16 protein-coding genes are annotated in these 16842 nt (G+C 55.8%); 8 read left to right on the top strand and 8 right to left on the bottom strand.

All coding sequences use genetic code 11. The features are described 5' to 3' along the window. Position 1: 1 nt before the first annotated feature. The 8 genes from fhuB to GM154_RS15460 all read left to right on the top strand — a co-directional run bounded on the left by fhuB (position 2) and on the right by GM154_RS15460 (position 9593). Positions 2-1987 carry a Fe(3+)-hydroxamate ABC transporter permease FhuB gene (gene fhuB, locus GM154_RS15495; protein ID WP_219652703.1) on the top strand — a complete coding sequence of 662 codons (1986 nt, stop codon included), beginning with the start codon at positions 2-4 and terminating at the stop codon, positions 1985-1987. A gap of 59 nt (positions 1988-2046) precedes the next feature. Then, positions 2047-2883 (top strand): ABC transporter substrate-binding protein, encoded by an 837-nt coding sequence (locus GM154_RS15490; RefSeq protein WP_258019861.1) that lies wholly within the window; start codon positions 2047-2049, stop codon positions 2881-2883. Positions 2884-3052: 169 nt separating this feature from the next. After that, positions 3053-4291: an SfnB family sulfur acquisition oxidoreductase gene (locus GM154_RS15485; protein ID WP_219652702.1), complete on the top strand. Its 1239-nt coding sequence runs from the start codon at positions 3053-3055 to the stop codon at positions 4289-4291. 3 nt (positions 4292-4294) lie between these two features. Next, positions 4295-5497, top strand: coding sequence for an SfnB family sulfur acquisition oxidoreductase (locus tag GM154_RS15480; protein ID WP_010798342.1), 1203 nt, complete (start codon positions 4295-4297; stop codon positions 5495-5497). Between the two features lie 7 nt (positions 5498-5504). Beyond that, a complete protein-coding gene (locus tag GM154_RS15475) occupies positions 5505-6905 on the top strand; it encodes an LLM class flavin-dependent oxidoreductase (RefSeq protein ID WP_219652701.1) in 1401 nt (466 codons plus the stop codon). A gap of 62 nt (positions 6906-6967) precedes the next feature. After that, positions 6968-7792 carry a MetQ/NlpA family ABC transporter substrate-binding protein gene (locus GM154_RS15470; RefSeq protein ID WP_219652700.1) on the top strand — a complete coding sequence of 275 codons (825 nt, stop codon included), beginning with the start codon at positions 6968-6970 and terminating at the stop codon, positions 7790-7792. A 3-nt stretch (positions 7793-7795) separates the two neighbouring features. Beyond that, positions 7796-8956 (top strand): methionine ABC transporter ATP-binding protein, encoded by a 1161-nt coding sequence (locus tag GM154_RS15465; RefSeq protein ID WP_219652699.1) that lies wholly within the window; start codon positions 7796-7798, stop codon positions 8954-8956. After that, a complete protein-coding gene (locus tag GM154_RS15460; RefSeq protein WP_219652698.1) occupies positions 8940-9593 on the top strand; it encodes a methionine ABC transporter permease in 654 nt (217 codons plus the stop codon). Before GM154_RS15465 ends, GM154_RS15460 begins: the two co-directional genes overlap by 17 nt. A 56-nt stretch (positions 9594-9649) precedes the next feature. Here GM154_RS15460 and GM154_RS15455 read toward each other — a convergent pair whose 3' ends face one another. From GM154_RS15455 to cheB, 8 genes are all read right to left on the bottom strand, one after another. Continuing rightward, positions 9650-10711 carry a methyl-accepting chemotaxis protein gene (locus GM154_RS15455; RefSeq protein WP_258019868.1) on the bottom strand — a complete coding sequence of 354 codons (1062 nt, stop codon included), beginning with the start codon at positions 10709-10711 and terminating at the stop codon, positions 9650-9652. Between the two features lie 159 nt (positions 10712-10870). Continuing rightward, on the bottom strand, positions 10871-11245 hold the full coding sequence (locus GM154_RS15450) for a response regulator (RefSeq protein WP_150347364.1): 375 nt from the start codon (positions 11243-11245) through the stop codon (positions 10871-10873). An 11-nt stretch (positions 11246-11256) separates the two neighbouring features. Further along, positions 11257-11493 (bottom strand): hypothetical protein, encoded by a 237-nt coding sequence (locus tag GM154_RS15445; protein ID WP_010798349.1) that lies wholly within the window; start codon positions 11491-11493, stop codon positions 11257-11259. Continuing rightward, on the bottom strand, positions 11490-13904 hold the full coding sequence (locus tag GM154_RS15440) for a chemotaxis protein CheA (RefSeq protein WP_219652696.1): 2415 nt from the start codon (positions 13902-13904) through the stop codon (positions 11490-11492). The genes GM154_RS15445 and GM154_RS15440 overlap by 4 nt, the downstream gene beginning before the upstream one ends. Further along, positions 13901-14272 (bottom strand): response regulator, encoded by a 372-nt coding sequence (locus tag GM154_RS15435; protein WP_074826539.1) that lies wholly within the window; start codon positions 14270-14272, stop codon positions 13901-13903. The genes GM154_RS15440 and GM154_RS15435 overlap by 4 nt, the downstream gene beginning before the upstream one ends. Then, positions 14269-15117: a protein-glutamate O-methyltransferase CheR gene (locus GM154_RS15430; RefSeq protein WP_219652695.1), complete on the bottom strand. Its 849-nt coding sequence runs from the start codon at positions 15115-15117 to the stop codon at positions 14269-14271. The genes GM154_RS15435 and GM154_RS15430 overlap by 4 nt, the downstream gene beginning before the upstream one ends. Beyond that, positions 15114-15737, bottom strand: a complete 624-nt coding sequence (locus tag GM154_RS15425) for a HEAT repeat domain-containing protein (RefSeq protein ID WP_219652694.1) — start codon at positions 15735-15737, stop codon at positions 15114-15116. The genes GM154_RS15430 and GM154_RS15425 overlap by 4 nt, the downstream gene beginning before the upstream one ends. Next, positions 15721-16836, bottom strand: coding sequence for a chemotaxis-specific protein-glutamate methyltransferase CheB (gene cheB, locus GM154_RS15420; RefSeq protein WP_219652693.1), 1116 nt, complete (start codon positions 16834-16836; stop codon positions 15721-15723). Before cheB ends, GM154_RS15425 begins: the two co-directional genes overlap by 17 nt. Positions 16837-16842: the final 6 nt, after the last annotated feature.

Below are 16842 nucleotides of genomic sequence, written 5' to 3'. Positions count from 1 at the left end.
CATGTTATCTACTGCACCAGGTCTTCTGCGTTATCCGCTCACGCTACTGTCATTGCTTCTGGTACTGCTCGTACACCTGCAGATTGCTTCACCGCTGTCGTTAGGTCAGCAGTGGCATGCCTTGTTCGATGCAGTCAGCCAGGATTTCACGCTGCTGCAATTCCGTGACTCGGCTCTGCCGCGGGTTGTAATGGGTCTCCTGGTTGGGGCAGCGTTGGGCTTATCAGGCAGTCTTCTTCAGCAATTGACGCAAAATCGTCTGGTTTCACCCATGACTATCGGATCGGCCTCAGGGGCATGGTTGGGACTGGTTTGTGCCACGCTGATTGCACCAACCCTGGCTGCCGATCATGGTGAATGGGCCGCGCTACTGGGCGCAATGGCTGCAGTAGGGATTGTCCTGTTGATTGCAGGGCGATCTGGTATTGCTGGTCTTCCAATCGTTTTGGCCGGTATGGCCATGAATCTTCTTCTAGGAGCGCTGGCCTCGGGGCTCGTATTGCTCAACGATCAGTACGCCCGGAATCTTTTCCTCTGGGGTGCTGGCGATCTGGCGCAAATGGACTGGCAATGGGTCATCTGGCTGCTGCCCAAGCTGGCGGTCGGTCTGCTTGTCCTGGCCTTTGCCCAGCGACCGTTGACCCTGCTGCGCCTGGGCAGTGAAGGTGCACAAGCACGCGGCATGAGTTTATGGCCGGTTATGCTGATGCTGTTTCTCGCCTCACTGTGGCTCACATCCGTTTCCATTACCGCGGTCGGCCTGATTGGATTCATTGGTCTGCTCACACCTAATCTTGCGCGGTTGTTCGGCGCTCGTACCGCCTTTGATGAACTGCTATACAGCACGCTGCTGGGAGCTGTTCTACTGCTGACAACCGATGCACTGGCTGTGCTCGCCAGTCAATGGACGATCAACCTGATTCCCAGCGGAGCCGCGGCCGCATTGATAGGTGCACCGGCACTCTTATGGCTTTCGCGCCGCAAAATGTCGGCAGAAGATCAGCGTGGACTGATGCTCCCAGGCAATAGCGACCGGAGAATCACCACATCAGGCTGGGTGATTATTCTGGGCATTGCCTTGGTGATTGCATTACTGACCCTATGCCTGGCGCCGGGCGCCCAAGGCTGGCAGTTGAACTGGCCCTCCTCCCTCGTCTGGTCCTTTCGCTGGCCGCGGACGCTAACGGCTGCCTCGGCAGGATTCGGACTGGCGATTGCAGGCGTCATTCTTCAACGTCTGCTGCGCAACCCCTTGGCGAGTCCGGATATTCTTGGCCTTTCCGCCGGAGCAACGCTTGCCCTTCTCATAAGTGCGTTTGTCATGGGTGGGACTATCCAGACTGCAGGCGGGCCATTGGCGGCTTTTGCCGGGAGCATGCTGGTCTTGGCTGTGCTGCTTCTGTTTGGTCGCCGGCACCAATATGCACCGGGCATGCTGGCATTGGTAGGTATCTCCCTGATGGCATTGCTGGACGCCATCCTTCAATTTGCCCTGGCCAAGGGGACAGCAGACTCCTTCGCCATCATGGGCTGGTTGGCAGGTTCGACCTACCGGGTTTCGGCCAGCCAGTCTGTCGGACTTTGCGTAGGCGTTCTGCTTATCGGAGGGGTCAGTCTACTGTTCCATCGAGGCCTGTCGCTGATTTCGATAGGTGACGGCGTGGCCCTTGGTCGCGGCCTGAATCTGACGCACCTACGTATCGTGCTACTGGTTCTGGTTTCGCTGATGTGTGCGCTCGTGACCAGCGTAATGGGGCCGGTCGCCTTTCTGGGCCTGCTGGCACCGCATATTGCAGCCATCCTGGGTGCCAGGAAAGTCCTGCCTCAACTCTTACTCGCCGCCACGCTGGGTAGCGTATTGATGCTTGTCGCTGACTGGATAGGCCGCGTCATGATCTATCCGCTTCAGATGCCGGTAGGCATCGTGGCGTCCGTTCTGTGTGGAGTCTATTTCATTATTTTGTTAGCCAGACAGCGAGGCGCGTAGGGTTGCTCAAGCATAAAATCAGTCCCAGCCTGCTCCGTTGGGTCCTAACCGGACTCTTGATGATGGGCTCTGCACTCGCTCACGCAGCCGAAACACCGCAGCGGGTAGTCGCGCTCACCTGGGAAGCGGCTGAACACTTGGTCGAAATGGGGATCACGCCCTTGGCGGTAGCGGACGCCGATGACTACAAGGTGTGGGTCGTGCGCCCTACTTTGCCGTCATCGGTTCTCAATGCCGGAAGCCGTGTCGAGCCCAATCTTGAGCTCTTGGCCGAACTCAAGCCAGACCTGATCATCTCCAGCCCGGCTCTTGAAGATCTACGTGGCAAGCTTGAGCGGATCGCCCCGGTAGAGTCATTCGACAGCTATCGACAGGATCACAACAATTACGAAACCGCACGGCAAAATTATCTGACACTGGCCAGGCAGTTTAATCGCCTCGATCAGGCACAGCAGCGCTTGGCGGAAATGGATCGCCATATTGCTGAACTACGGCAGCGGCTGCTTGAGCACTTCAATGGCGAACCTCCGAAAGTCACAATGATTCGCTTTTCTACGCCGGCGGTGGTTTATGTGTATGGCGACAATTCCATGCCTCAATATGCCATGAACCTACTGCATCTTCAGCCTGCCTACCCTTTACCCGCTACCGCCTGGGGTATTACACAGAAACCTATCAGTGACTTGGGAAAGATACGTGAAGGCGCTGTGCTCCATATCGAGCCGTTCTCCCAAGAGGACAAACTCTTTCCTACCCGCCTCTGGCAGGCGATGCCCTTCGTGCAAGCACGACGATTCGCTACGGTCCGCTCAACCTGGACCTATGGTGGTGTTTTCTCGGTGGAATATCTGGCTGAGTCGCTTGTAGACGCGCTCCTGACCTTAAAGCCTGAGTAACGAGCTTTCTGCCCTTAAGCTCGCTCTAAGCTTATAGCCAGAAAGTATTTATAACTCTTTTTAAATTCCTTTAACGTCTATTTACCGGATCACCGGACCTGCACTGACTTTTCATCTGTCGGTCCGGCTCCGCTGTGGATCTGGCCGGCATTGCTCATTGCGAGGCCGTATGCTCAAGCGAGATACCCTTCTTGATAACGATCAGGATGTAGCTCCACCCGTCTACCCTGCCCGTATTCTCACTACCGACGCCGAAGCCATTGCTGCTGCTCATGAGCTAGCCCGTTTCGCTGCGCAAGAAGCATCGCTGCGTGATCAGGAGCGCAAACTTCCCTGGGCCGAAATCGAGCGTTTTACTACCAGCGGTCTGGGTAGCGTATTCGTTCCCATCGCCTTTGGAGGCCCTCAGGTTTCCTTTGTAACGATCGCTGAAATCTTCAAGATCATTGCCAAGGCTGATCCAGCACTGGCTCAAATTCCCCAGAATCATTTCAGCATTCTCAATGTCATTCGAAGCGTAGCGTCCGCCGAGCAACAGCAGCGCCTATTCGAAAGCGTGTTGGCTGGATGGAGAATAGGCAATGCAGGCCCCGAGCGCGGCAGCAAACATACATTGGACCTGAAAGCGCGCCTGACACCCGAAGGTGATCACTTCCGCTTGAACGGCGAAAAGTTTTATTCGACAGGTGCCCTGTTTGCCCATTGGGTAACCGTCAAGGCATTGGATGACACCGGACGACAAGTCATGGCGTTCGTCCGGCGCGGAACACCGGGGCTTCGAATCATTGATGACTGGTCCGGCTTTGGACAGCGCACCACAGCAAGCGGAACAGTCATTCTCAATAATGTTCGTCTCCCCGCAGAAGACATTATTCCGAGCGGATTGCTAAGCACTAAGCCTTCCTTACAAGGTGCCTATGCGCAGCTGATCCATGCAGCCATTGATGCAGGCATAGCCCTGTCTGCTTTGGCTGACTTGAGGTGGTTTGTTGTTGGTAAAACTAGACCTTGGCCTGAGGCTGGTATTACTGAGGCACGAAATGAACCTTACCTGATTGCAGAGGTTGGACGACTGGAAGTTGAACTGCATGCAGCTGAAGCGCTATTGCGAAAGGCAGCCGGGGTACTTGATTCCTTTAAGGACCAGCCTGTTGATGAGTCACAGGCTGCTCAGGCCTCGATTGCGGTAGCCGAGGCTAAGGTGCTGACGTCCGAAATTGCCTTGGCAGCCAGTGAAAAACTTTTCGAGCTGGCTGGTAGCCGAGCCACGCTGGCTGAGTTCAACCTTGACCGGCATTGGCGCAACGCTCGGACGCACACCCTTCATGACCCCGTGCGCTGGAAGGTACATGCCATTGGCAACTATCACCTGAACGGTATATCCCCTGCCCGCCATGCCTGGATCTGAACCATGAATGCACCTGTATTGCACGGTATTGCCGACCGGATCGAAAGTGATGAACAGGCATTAAGGATTGCCACCGAGCTGGCCACCCTTTTCAAGCAAGACGCCGCTCAGCGGGATCAACATCGGACGCTGCCGTGGAGTGAATTGGAGCAGTTCTCCCAGTCCGGACTCTGGGCTATTACAGTACCTAAAGCGCTGGGAGGCGCTGAAGTCTCCAGCGTAACGCTTGCCAAGGTCATCTCTATTATTGCTGCGGCGGATGGCTCCCTAGGCCAGATACCGCAAAATCACTACTACGCGTTGGAAGTATTGCGCGTAAATGGCAGTGCCGAACAGCAGCACAAGCTCTATACCGAAGTGTTGGCCGGCGCCCGTTATGGCAATGCACTGGCCGAGATTGGTACTAAGACGATACTGGACCGCACTACCCGGCTCACCCCTGACAGGGACGGTTTCAAGGTCAACGGGCGCAAGTTCTATGCAACCGGTGCACTGTATGCTCAGCGCATCCCCACCTCGGTTGTGGATGACGAAGGCAAGCAGCGGCTGGCCTTTATCCCGCGCACCCGTGAGGGCGTAACCGTTATTGATGATTGGTCTGGCTTTGGGCAGCGGACCACGGGCAGCGGCTCGGTCGTGCTAGATAATGTCGCGGTAACGGCTGATGAGGTCGTACCTTTTCAAACAGCATTTGAGCGCCCTACTACGGTAGGCCCTTTCGCCCAGCTATTACACGCAGCGATCGATACAGGTATTGCGCGAGGTGCTTATGAGCACGCTCTTCTTTTTGTCCGTGAACAGGCGCGTCCCTGGCCCGATTCCGGTGTTGAACATGCTTACGAAGACCCCCTGACGATCAGTGATATCGGCCGGCTGGCCGTACGTGTTGCCGCCGCGGAAGCCCTGCTTGAGCGCGCTGGAGAGGCACTCGATAAGGCGCAGCAAGATCCGACCGCAGACACCGTAGCTGCCGCCTCCATTGCAATCGCTGAGGTGCGTGCGTTGAGTACAGAGGCCTCTCTACTGGCAGGCAACAAACTCATTGAATTGGGTGGTGCCAGGGCCAGTCTGGCAGAGCATGGCCTTGATCGTTACTGGCGCAATGCACGTGTACATACCCTGCATGATCCCGTGCGCTGGAAATATCACGCCATTGGCGACTACTACCTGAACGATACCCTGCCGCCCCGACGCAGCTACCTCTGAGGTTGTCATGGCAAAGAAACAGATTCGGCTAAACGCCTTCAACATGAATTGTGTCGGGCACATCAACCATGGGCTCTGGACGCATCCGCGGGATACGTCCACCCAGTACAAGACGCTGAGCTATTGGACTGAGCTGGCTAAGCTGCTGGAGCACGGTCTATTCGACGGTTTATTCCTTGCTGACATCGTAGGGGTCTACGACGTATACGGTGGCGGCATAGACCTCACGGCAAGGGAGTCCATCCAGCTTCCGGTTAACGACCCTCTCCTTCTTGTCTCTGCCATGGCATCCCATACCACGCACCTTGGGTTTGGTGTGACTGCAAATCTCACCTATGAACATCCCTACCTGCTGGCACGACGGTTCTCAACGCTGGATCACCTGACGGGCGGCCGCATCGGCTGGAACATTGTGACGGGCTATTTGGATAGCGCAGCCAAGGCGATGGGACTTACCGCTCAGCATGAGCATGATCGTCGCTACGATCAGGCAGATGAATATCTAAGCGTGCTTTACCAGCTGTGGGAAGGCAGCTGGGAAGATGATGCTGTCATCGCTGACCGCCTGGGCCGTGTCTACGCACGACCGGATAAGGTGCACAAGGTTAGACACCACGGAGCGTTCTACGACGTTGAAGGTTATCACCTGAGCGAACCCTCTCCACAGCGCACACCTCTGCTTTACCAGGCGGGTTCTTCCGAACGCGGCGTTAATTTCGCCGGACAACATGCGGAATGCGTTTTCATTGGTGGCCAGAATATTCAGGCGGTCCGGCATCAGGTTGACCGAACACGTGCCAGCGCAGTAGCCGCCGGGCGTACGCCGGACGCCATCAAAGTCTTTATGGGGTTGAGCGTGATCGTTGCGCCGACTGAAGCTGAGGCCCGGGAAAAGCATGCGGACTATCTACGCTACGCCAATCCAGAAGCAGGCCTTGCTCACTTTTCCAGCTCGACGGGTATCGACTTCGCAGGCTATGGGCTTGATGAGGCTATCCGTTATCAAAAGACCAATGCCATCGAGTCGGTCGTCAAGGCGTTTACCGCCAAGGACAGTGATTGGACCAAGCGCAGGCTCCTTGAGCAGCACGCTCTGGGTAGCCGATACCCACTCATTGTTGGTTCGCCAAGCCAAGTGGCGGATGCACTGGAGCAATGGATCGACGAAACCGGGCTGGATGGATTCAACCTGACACGCATCGTCACACCGGAAAGCTATACGGACTTTATCGACTTGGTAGTTCCTGAGCTGCAAGCACGGGGTCGCTACAAGACAGCCTACGAGCCAGGCACCCTGCGCGGAAAACTGTTCGCCCAAGGCGCTCGGTTACCGCTAGACCATGCTGGTACACATTGGCGAAACCTGACACATCAGGCCAGCCAAACGGCTAGACGAACTGCAATTTGATCTCAACGACTACTGGAACGCTTCCAGCCTCGCCTCCCATGACCTTGAACAGGATGACCGATATGCTGCACCGATTGAACCCAGGCCGTGGCTGGATAAAGACCTTCGCCCTTGCAGCACTGCTAGGCGCTGCAGGCATGAGCTACGCGGCCGATACTAATGGGCCACTGAAACTCGGCACGACAGCAGCCTTTGCCCCTCCACTGGAAGCGGCTGTAGCTGAAGCTGAAAAGCAGGGGTTGAAGGTGGAACTGGTCGAGTTTACCGACTGGATTGCCCCCAATGTCAGCTTGGCTAACGGGGACATTGATGTGAACTACTTCCAGCACATTCCGTTTCTGGAAAATGCACGAGAGGAAGGTGGTTATGACCTGATTCCCTATGCCCCCGGCATCATCAACAACGTAGGCCTCTATTCGAAAGAGTACAAACGCTTTGAAGACTTGCCGGACAGCGCCCGCGTGGCAATTGCCAATGACCCTGTCAATGGAGGACGTGGCTTACAACTACTGGAAAAAGCGGGCCTGATCACCTTGAAGCCCGGCGTGGGATACAAGGCGACTCAAGCCGATATCCTGACCAACCCCAAGCATATACAGATCATTGAGCTGGAAGCCGTTCAACTGGTACGCGCCTATGATGACGTGGATCTGGTGCAAGGTTACCCGGCCTACATCCGCCTGGCCAATACCTTCGACCCCTACTCGGCTCTGCTTTTTGACGGGCTTGATCACCCTGAATATGTCATCCAGTTCGTCATTCGGCCTGACCGACAGAACGACGAACATCTACGCAAGTTCGTCGATATCTACCAGCACTCTCCGGCTGTGCGTGCAGCCCTAGATAAGGCACATGGAACCCTTTACCAGACTGGCTGGAGGAGCTGATTCATGACGGGATCGATTACATCTATTCGGCAGGCTCGAAGCACTCATGAAGCAGAGGCGGACCAATCCTCTCATGCACTACCCTACCCCCTTACCTCTACCGCACTGGAACGCGCCGAGACCCATATCCGCTTTCAGGATATGGGTAAAACCTATAACGGTGAGCAAGGACCAGTGCGTGCGCTGCATGGTATAGATCTGGCTGTGCGCAGGGGTGAGATATTCGGCATCATCGGGCGCAGTGGTGCGGGCAAGTCTTCCCTGTTAAGGACAATCAACCGACTGGAGCAACCAAGCGAAGGACAGGTTCTGATAGACGGCGAAGATATCGGTCGCTACGGCACAAGTGAGTTGGTTACCTTGCGCCGGCGCATCGGCATGATCTTTCAACACTTCAATCTGCTTTCTGCCAAAACCGTGCGACAGAATGTGGAATTGCCCCTTAAAGTGGCTGGCGTACCGCGGCAGGAGCGGCAGCAGAAAGTCGACTCACTCCTCAAGCTGGTAGGCCTAGACAACAAGCATGATGCCTATCCTGCGCAGCTCTCCGGCGGCCAGAAGCAACGCGTCGGCATTGCCCGGGCGCTTGTTCATGATCCTGATATCCTGCTATGCGACGAAGCGACTTCAGCACTGGACCCTGAAACGACACAGGCCATTCTGGCACTGCTACGCGATATCAATCGGTCGCTGGGGCTGACCATTGTGTTGATCACCCATGAAATGGAGGTGATTCGCGAGATCTGTGATCGTGTCGTTGTGCTTGAGTATGGCGAAGTAGTCGAACAAGGCCCCGTATGGAGAGTCTTTGGTGATCCCCACCATGACGTGACCCGCACCCTGCTCTCTCCGTTGCAGCAAACGCTATCAGATGATCTTAAAGCGCGTCTGCAGACACAACCGCTACGCCAGAACGATACCCTCCTGCTTGAACTGCGCCTAAACGGCACCAACAGCCGTGAGCCTGACCTGGGATCACTCTTCAACGCGTTGGGTGGACAGCTCACACTTATCAGATCGAGCATCCAACGACTTCAAGGGCGCACGGTAGGCCATCTGCTGGTCTCGATCAGGCGCTCTTCCCATGCTCCAGAGGAACTGATCAAGCGGGCTCGACGTATTTTCGACGATGTGGAGGTATTGGGTTATGTCGCTGCTGATTGATCGCCTGTGGCAAGGACTACTGGATACCCTGCTAATGGTAGGCGTCTCCTCCCTGATCGCACTGATTGCCGGTATTCCATTGGCTGTATTTTTGGTTACCAGTGGTAAAGGCGGGATGTTCGAGGCTGTTCGTTTGAACAGGCTGATTGGAAGTATCGTCAACCTCTTCCGCTCCATTCCTTTTCTGATTCTGATGGTGGCTCTTATTCCGTTCACCCGCCTGATTGTAGGCACTACTTACGGTGTGTGGGCCGCCGTCGTACCGTTGGCTATTGCAGCAACGCCGTTCTTTGCCCGTATCGCTGAAATGAGCCTGCGTGAGGTAGACCATGGCCTGATCGAGGCCGCCCAGGCCATGGGATGCCGACGCCGACATATCGTCTGGCATGTTCTGCTACCTGAGGCCCTGCCGGGTATCGTGGGCGGATTCACCATTACGCTTGTTACGATGATCAATTCCTCTGCCATGGCGGGTGCCATTGGTGCGGGCGGCCTGGGAGATCTTGCTTATCGCTATGGTTATCAGCGGTTCGATGTGTCAGTTATGTTGATTGTCATTATAGGGCTGGTATTACTTGTCACATTAATTCAATTTGGCGGGGATCGCTTGGCGAAGGCGTTAAACCATCGAGCATGAGCCGATAAAAAAGGCCAGTCGGGAGCCCGCTGGCCTTTTTTGCATTCGTATGAAGTTTAAAACAGTTCGATCTTGAGTCCTTCGGACTGCACTTCGTGTCCCCGACCTATCTCTTCAAGATGGCCCTTGTGCTGTGAGTGCGTCACATAGCTGTTCAGGTGCTTTTGCATCCGAGCATCGAGATCAGGTAGCTCCCCCGGCTGACAGGTTTCAGGTGAGGCAAGCCCGACACTATAGGCCTCCATAACATCGCTCAAGGTGTCCAGCATATGACTGCTCTGCTCCAGGCGCTGACGTAGCGGGTCCTGGAACTGCAAACAGGACAGTACGCCTTGCAGATCATTGTTCACTTCGGAGCTTAACCCTTTGACACCACTGACGACTGACGTCATGCATTCCGCTGCTTCCTGTAGATACCTCACCATGGAACGCAACTCATTACCTACATGTTCCAGTCCGCTTCTGGCCAGGAAATTCTCCTGCCGGTTTTGTGCGGCTGTCGACTCCTCCTCAAAGCGTGAGGCCAGATTCTGAATAGTCGTGGAAATCGAGTGCGCCGCCTCTGCAGTGCGCGCGGAGAGATTACGTACTTCAGTGGCGACTACGGCAAACCCACGACCGGAGTCCCCTGCCCGTGCAGCCTCGATAGCTGCGTTAAGCGCCAGCAGGTTGGTCTGTTTGGCAATATCACTGATGAGGGCAATCAACGGCCCGGTGGCGTTGACTTCCTCATACAGGCGCCGCATACGCTCGATATCACTACTGAGGCTTTCCTTGCGCTCTTTTTCAAAGGCAGACAGTGTCGCCAGTGTCTTTTCATTGCGCTGCTGATGCTCATCCGCCTCACGGGAAAGCGTCTGGGCACAACCACATCCTTCACTTACCGTCTCGGACAGCTTCTGACCGGTAAGATGAATATTATTGAGACGTTCGATTGCGCACAGCACATTGCGCTCGGTCTCATCACTCACCTCTTTTAGGTTACGCTGCACGATACGGCTCAGGCCAGGCACAGCATTGGCCGTGGCGACTGTTTTATCGAACAGGACTGCGTATGTGCTCCCCTCCTCTATTCGCTCAGGAACATGGGCAGAATTTTGGGACAACCTCCACGTCATCAATAACAGCGGAATGGAGAAAAACACGGCGACGCCCATGCAGGCCAGGGTTGACTGTTGCGCCAGCCAAGCCGACCAGACCGGCGAGCTGAGGCCCAGCGCCACTATGGCCAGCAACAATCCGGCTTTGAGGTAGGCTTGGTTGTTCATTTTGGCTCCTTAGGCGCCCGGCAGGACTTGCTTGATGACCTTGAGCAGGTCCGCTGCCCCGACAGGCTTCACCAGCCAGCCGGTAGCACCATTCTTTTTGGCCTCGTCACGCTTGCTTTGCTGGCTCTCGGTAGTGAGCGCCAGAATGGGAACAAAGCGCATTCCAGGTAACGCACGGGCCTTGCCGATCAGCTCAAGACCACCCATGTTGGGCATGTTGATATCGGTGATGATCAGATCCGGCTTGTAGCCGCCTTGCAGCTTGTTCATCGCCTGCACACCATCATTAGCCGCCTCGACTTTGAAGCCGGACATTTCCAGGCTGCTGCGCAGACTCATCAGCATGGTCGCGGAGTCGTCGACGATCATGATGTTCTTGCTCATTTCACTCTCTCCTACGCATTCAGTGCGGCTTCAAGCCACACCTTTATATCGGTATTTTTCGGCCAAACTGAAACGTTTGGTTTCAATGCCATAAGTACTTGCAGATCAGCGGTATGCAGATGTTCGAGGTCACCCAGATTGACCTTTGCGGCCGGGTTTTTCACCAGCCATTCCAGCAGGGTTTCGGCCTCTTCCACCGTGACCTGATCAGCCAATACGGCTACGCTTTTCTTGAAGGTAATGCTCATTCGAATAGCTCCGTGGGGTTGAGGATCATCAGGATGGAGCCATCCCCCATCACGGCCGTACCGGAGTAACCAGATAGCTCACCGAGAATGCCCACCATGGGCTTTAGGATGATGTCGATCGAGCCGTGGAAATCATCAATGATCAGGCCGACCAGCTCGCCTCGGCTGCGTAGCACCATCAAGGCGTACTCATCATCCTCGTTAAGCACCTGCTCCTCGTAGACCGCCAGCATCTGGTTCAAACTCTTGAGCGGAATCGTGCGGCCGCGCAGTTGCGCGGTGGGCTGATGCTTGATGGTATGGATCGAATCCTTGGGTAAGCGCACGGTTTCCATGACTTGATCCATGGGAATGCCAAAGCGCTGACCGCCTGACTCAATCACCATGACCTGCGTTACTGCCATGCTCAGCGGCAGTGTCAGGCTCAGCTGCGTACCCTTGCCGACCTGACTGGTCAGGCGCAGTTGGCCGCCCACTTTTTCGATACCTGAGCGCACCACATCCATACCAACGCCACGGCCGGACAGATCGGAAATCTGCTCCGCAGTCGAAAAGCCCGGCAGGAAGACCAGATTGACCAGCTCCTGATCACTCATCGCATCCAGGGCGGTCTGTTCGACCAGACCTTTACCAGCCACCTTGGCCTTGATCTTTTGTGGATCGATACCGCGACCATCGTCTTCAATAACAATAACCACATGGTCCGCGTTCTGGCTGGCGCGAATACGCAGCGTGCCGGTTTCCGGCTTGCCAGCGTTTGTACGCTCCTCCGGAAGCTCCAGCCCGTGATCCATGGAGTTACGGACGATATGCACAAGCGGATCGGCCAAGGCCTCGATCATGGATTTGTCCGCTTCGGTGTCTTCCCCTTCCAGGATGAGGTTGACCTTCTTGCCCAGCTTGCGCGCGATATCACGCACCAGACGTGGGAAGCGCTGCAGCACAAAAGAAACCGGCATCATGCGTACTTGCATGATGGCATCCTGCAGGTCTTCGGCGATACGGTTGACTACGGCATATTGAGCCTTGATCTCTCGCGCCAGCTCGCGCTGACCATATTGGTCTTCAGCACGCTCGGCCAGATAAGGTAATCCGTTCTTGGCAACTACGATCTCGCCAATCAGGTTCATTAAGCGGTCGATCTTTTCCTGCTCGATCTTGAGGACCTTAGGCGTAACATGATTGCCAGCCTCCTCCTGACGCCGACCGGCAGATGCCTCGGAAGGCGCGCGTGCAGCTTCCACCACCGGAACAACAGGTGCTGCGGGATCAAGCTGTGCCGACAGCCATGCGCTCATGGCCTCTTGAGTACGACCCTCTTCTTTGGGCGCCTCGGATATGGAGTCAGCACCCGTCTGCCAGTGTGCCTGGAACCAGGCCATAATCGGTGTGGCGCTGCGCTGCTGATCGGCGTCCATCACGCTACGCTGCAAGGTCTCATTGAGTGCAGGATAAGCCATGAGAACATTGGTTAATGTCCGGACGATGGCGGCATGCTGACCGCTACGCCAAGGCTGAGAGAGGCAGGCAGCCAAGGCTATCTGCTGAGTGCCTACTACGTCCCGTACCAGTGGATCGATTGCTTCGTTACCATGGCTTAAGCTCTGTTGAGCCTCTTCGGCCGGAGCAGGTGCAGCAAACAGTGCCGCTGTTACGGCCTCCCAGCTGACCTGATCACTGACATACCGGAAGTGCTCAGCCAGATCCTCTTCCCGTATCGCTAACAGGAATTCGATACGCAGATTGCAGTGATAGGCATCCAGTTCTGACGCTGCCGCCCAGGGCTCTACAGCGGTCACACGACGCCAGAAAATGTCCGGCAGCTGACGCACCAGGTGCAAAGGATCGGTGCCCTGGAAAAAACAATCGGCGGCAGGACGATACTCAACACGGTAAACGCATTGTTCATCCTTCAAACGATCGGCTATGTGCTGACGTACTTCATCATTCAGTTCAGTCGCCCAGGCGGGCGACTCGCTTTCAGACGTACCGTTTTTGGCGCCAGCAGCAACCACGGCCGTCTCGCTGCTGGTAAGCCACGCGCGCAGCCCATCGACCAGTTCACGAGGCGGAACCTGAAAGCCGTCACCCGGCTGACCGTTTTGTTCGATCTCATCCAGGAACTCGCTGACATAGTCAGCCGTGTTCAAAAGCTGATCAGCCAGTTGTTGATTGAAGTCCAGCTCACCGTTACGGACTGCATCCATCACGTCTTCAGCGGCATGCAATACACTGGTCAGCGCCGGAAAATCAAACAGGCCTGAGTTACCTTTAAGCGTATGCACCAGGCGGAACAGTTCGCCTAGTGGGGCGGTATCGCCAGGCTCTCGTTCCATGGCGAGCAAGGTACTGCCAATGGACTCCAGGGCTTCCCGGCTTTCCTGAATAAACTGTTGCAGCAATGCGTTCACTGGGCACCTTCTCCGGTCAGAACACTCACCAGCCTCAGCAACGCTTCCGGCTTAATCGGTTTAGTTAAGTAATAATTAGCACCAGATTCCCAAGCCTGCTGACGATCATGATCACCCGACTCGGTTGTAATCATTACCGCAGGGGCCTGTTCAATTGGCCGGGAGCGCAATTCACGCAGGAAGCTGAAGCCGTCCTGCATGGGCATATTCACGTCTACCAGATACAGGTCGTAGGGCGTCTCGAGGCTTTTTTCCAGCGCCTCAATGCCGTTGATGGCCTCGTCAACGTGATAACCGGCTTTCTCTAGTATTTGTCGGTTGAACAGCCGTACGGTGGCCGCGTCGTCGACGATCAGAATGCGTTTCATCGGGCCTCCAACGGCTTCTGGTAAACAATTGCTTCAGGGAATTTGCGCACCTGGAACAGAGACGAGATACGACTCATGGACTCCGAGTGACCCAGGCAGATCATCCCGCCTGGATTGAGTGCATCAAAAAACGTGTCGGCCGCCTGGCGACGCGACAGGTCATCGAAATAGATCAGCAGATTGCGACAGAAAATAATGTCGAAGCCCTTATAAGCCTTCACATCGGCAGCGCTCATCAGGTTTACCCGGCTGAACTCGACGCTTTGACGAATATCATCGATCAGCTGGTAATCCCCGGTTTTCTGCCGCTTGAAATACTTCTCAAGCAGCATGGCCGGCAGGTTATGTACCGAACGAGGGCTATAAAGACCTCTTCTGGCACGCTCCAGAATATTGGTGTCGATATCCGAGGCGAAAAGCTCGACATCCCACTCTTCAATACCCTTCCAGTATTCGAGCAGGTACATGGCGATGGAGTAAGGCTCCTCACCGGAGGACGACGGCATCGACCAGATACGAATGGGCCCTGAGTCACGCTTACGTCGGGTAACCTCCTCCAGCATGTTCGTCACGAGACACTTGAGCTGATACTCCTCACGGAAAAAGTAAGTCTCGTTGACGGTCATCGCATTGACCAGAGACTGCAGCTCATCACCCGATGCCTGAAAACGCAGGTTCACAAAATAGTTGCGAAAAGTACCCGCGTCCGTGGCCTCGATGCGCTCGATCAAGCGCTTGTCCACGAAATAGCGCTTCGAGTCATCGAAGTGGATACCGGTCTTGCGGTAGAAGAATTCGCGAAACTTCACGAAGTCTTCTTTGGTAATCGCGGGTGTCTGGCTCACAGGACTGATTCTCCACGCAGGCGCTGGATAGCCAGATCAACGGCGAAACGCAGGTAAGCCTCGTCAGGGAAGCGCTCAAGGCAAGCCTCAAGCGCTGGCACCGCGCGCTCGCTCCCGATTTCGCACAGCAGATCTACGGCGCAGGCACAAACGTTAAGGTGCGGGTCATGCTCCAGCAGATCGATCAGCCACAGCTCGACATCCGGATGCTTGAGTGATTCCAGAATGCCGATAGCCAGGATACGGACGTCGGCGTCGTAGTCCTGCAGCGCGTTCTGAATCAACCCAGGATGCTGAACACCTGCCGTCTTCAGAGCTTCGATGGCATCGTTACGTAGCGCCGCATCCTCACTGCGCAGGCAGTCAAGCAGAGCGGTGACTGAGCTGACATCGGCGATAGCAGCCAGACTGGTGATAATGGCCTCACGCACAGACGGTTCGGCTTCTTCCTCCAGGTGATCGATCAGAGCGCTACTGGCGTTTGGAAACCTTGCTATTGCACGTGCGGCCAAGCGACGAGCCGCAGTATCGGGGCTGTCGAGTGTATCAAGCAGCTGCTCGAACCCGCTTGGCTGGTCATCACCGGCCTGATCGGCCAGAGTATTACGAACGAGTGGCATGACGGGATACTCGAGAAGACGTAGTGGTTTTACCGCTTCCCCAACGGATAAGGGTGGCGGCCATTTCAGTGCAGGCCATAATTTCCGTGGCACCGCCACGACGGATCAGCTCTGCCGGCATACCAAATACAACAGATGATTCCTTGGACTCAGCCAGGGTGCGCCCTCCACGGCGCTTGAGTTCGGTCATCTCATCAGCACCGTCGTACCCCATGCCCGTCAGCATTACGCCGATCAGTTGACTTGACTGGAAATGCTCCATGGCAGTTTCCACCATCAGGCTGACGGAGGGATGCCAGAGGTACTTGTTGTTTTCCGGTTTGGGCAAGGCATAAGGATGGCCTGCACGACGACCGATACAAACGTCACGGGCTCCCATCCCAACGTAAACCGTACCGGCTTCGAGCGGCATGGGCCTGCTGACCTCTACTACCGTAAGCGCGCAGACATTGTTCATGCGCTCGGCGAAAGCACGGGTAAAGTTGGCCGGCATGTGCTGGGAAACCACGATCGGCCAGGGATAGCTCGCCGGAAGCTTCGACAGGATTTCTTCCAGCGTACGAGGGCCGCCGGTAGAGGAGCCGATCAGCACAAGCCCTTCACCCAAGTCACCTGCCAGCTCTACGGCTTTTTCCACCGGCTCGCGCTCGATTTGGGAGCGAGTCGGCGCGGTTGATCCGGCGCGTGGTTTTCCTGCCTTCTTGAGCTGAGCTCCAGCAGCGGCACGCACCTTGGCAACCAGGCTGTCACGCACCTGATCAATATTCAGAGAAATCGTACCGCCCGGTTTGGGAAAGAAATCCACCGCGCCGAGCGCTAACGCCTCAAGCGAGGCAATAGCACCCTGCTCGGTCAACGATGAAAACATCACGACCGAACGAGGCTTTTCTGCCATGAGCATGGACAAGGCCGTCAGCCCGTCCATCTCAGGCATATTGATATCCAGGGTGATGACGTCCGGATCGAACTGGCGAGCCAGCTCAATCGCTTCGAGGCCATTGCGGGCCATTTCGAGCTCGAAGTCACCTTCGGCCTCAAACACCTTTTGCAGATGGCGGCGCATTAATGCGGAGTCATCGACGATAAGCAGACGAATCATGACGGC

This window comes from Pseudomonas sp. MAG002Y, from assembly GCF_019400845.1.
Classification (GTDB): Bacteria; Pseudomonadota; Gammaproteobacteria; order Pseudomonadales; family Pseudomonadaceae; genus Chryseomonas; species Chryseomonas luteola.
The sequence above is the reverse complement of the archived record's forward strand: the minus strand, read 5'-3'. Positions and strand labels throughout refer to the sequence as shown.